Origin of the sequence: Streptomyces sp. (assembly GCF_036566765.1) — a bacterium.
Classification (GTDB): domain Bacteria; phylum Actinomycetota; class Actinomycetes; order Streptomycetales; family Streptomycetaceae; genus Streptomyces.
Map to the genome: position 1 here is coordinate 1 of NZ_DATCVQ010000142.1, position 1,748 is coordinate 1,748.

At 77.5% G+C, this 1,748-nt stretch carries 1 protein-coding gene and 1 pseudogene; both read left to right on the forward strand.

Annotation, left to right across the window (positions count from 1 at the left end; translation table 11 throughout):
* Window positions 1-517: pseudogene (locus VIU94_RS07390) on the forward strand (hypothetical protein); the annotation flags it as partial.
* 123 nt (window positions 518-640) lie between these two features.
* Complete coding sequence (locus VIU94_RS07395) at window positions 641-1,615, forward strand: hypothetical protein (RefSeq protein ID WP_331908825.1); 975 nt, start codon at window positions 641-643, stop codon at window positions 1,613-1,615.
* Window positions 1,616-1,748 lie beyond the last annotated feature (133 nt).

The following is a 1,748-nucleotide window of genomic DNA, read 5'->3' on the forward strand; positions in this document are numbered from 1 at the left end:
GGCGCTGCCCGGCCGCTTCGACGCCGGCCCGGTGGGCGTGCTCGCCGGCTGGGCGCTGACGGCCGCCGGCCTGGCCCTGGCCGGCCCGGCGCTCACCTACGTCTCCGGCCTGCTCCTGCAGACGTTCCGCCCCGGCGCGACGAGGCTCCTGGCGGGCCGGGTGCTGATGAGCGAGGCGGGCCGGATCGGCCGCCCGCTGGGCGTGGTCGCCGCGGTCGCCTCCGGTGCGATCGCGGTGGCGACCGTGGGCGACGGCCTCGGCCTCGGCGACGGCTCCGGCCCGCTGACGGCCCTTGGCGCGTCGCTGGTCGTCGCCTGCACGACGGCGACCCTGCTGACAGCGGCCCTGGAGTCCAAGCAGTGCCGCACCCACACCACCCAGGCCCTCCTCCGCCTCGGCGCCCCACCCACGGTCCTGCGCACCTCGGCCTTCCTGCGCGCCGCAGCCCTCCTCACCGTCTTCGCCCCCCTGACCTGGACGATCGCGACGCTGGCGGCGGCCCCGCTACGGGGCTAGTCAGATGCTGCTCCGCACGGCCCCGAGGTAGCCCCCGCCCTCCCCCGCGCGGCGGAGCCGCGCGCCGCGGGTCCCGTCCACGGGGCGATGCCCGCAGGCGGCCCCGGCGGGCACGCTCGGCCCATGACCTGGAGGAGATTCACGGCCACATGGCCGTCATGGGCGGAGCGCGCGGCGCTGTGGTGGTCGGTGCTGTACGCGGCGGGGGCCGCGCTCGCCGCGCTGACCGGGCCCGCGTACGGGTACGCGCTGCTCGGCAAGGGCGTCGGCACGGCCGCGGAGTGGGCGGCGGCCGGACTGTACGCGGCCGCCGCCGCCCTCGCGTACGCGCTGCCGCGCCGGCCGGACCGCGCCTGGCCCGCGCGGCTGGCCTGGCCGGTCGTCGCGCTCTGTCTGACCTCGGGCTTCGCGTTCCTGTTCAGCCCGGTGCACCTGCTGTCCTTCCTCGGCCGCAACCAGCCGCCGATGGACTGGGCGGCCTGGGCGAACCAGGGCGTCGCGGTGGCCGGCGCGGTGCTGTGGAGCTGCGCCGCGCTCGCGCACCGCAGACGGGCGCGCGGCCTGTGCCCGTACTGCGGCGGCCGCGAGGCGGTCCACGGCGCCGCCCCGGCCGAGCCGCGGACCGCCGCGGGCCTCGTCGCGATCGCAGCCCTCGCCCCGTACGCGACGATGAAGACGGCCTGGGCGCTGGGCGCCACCGTCGGCTACACCGGCGAGGGCAAGCCCGGCATGGACCCCCGCTACACCAGCGACCTGGGCATCCGGCTGTACGAGCACGGCGTCGACGTCACGGCGCTGCTCGCCCTCGTCGGCATGACCCTGGCCCTCGCCCTCACCCGTCCCTGGGGCCGCGCCCTCCCCCGACTCCCCCTGCTCGCCCTCGGCTGGGCCGGCACGGGCGCGCTCGCGCCCTTCGGCCTCTTCCTCGCCGTGATGGGCGCGCTCACCTGGACGGGCGTGATCGACGTGGGCATCGCCGACCACGCCCCTTGGGTGGTCGCGGTCGCCTATGGCGGCTTCTGCGTCTACGGCCTGGCCCTGGGCCGCGCGACCCGCGCGTACCAACGGGCCACCCGGCGCACGTGCGCGCACTGCTAGGGCCTGTCCGGCGGATCAGGGTCGGATAGGTCGCGGCGTCTGGTGCGGTGCATCGCAAGGCGCCGGAGCGCCTCGATAGCGGAGCTATTGGGGCGTTTCGGCAACGCGGCGAGGCGCCGTGCCAGACGCCGCG

Excerpts from the sequence above, each read along its gene's own strand:
- VIU94_RS07395 (WP_331908825.1), top strand. The coding sequence starts at position 641 with ATGACCTGGAGGAGATTCACGGCCACATGGCCGTCATGGGCGGAGCGC.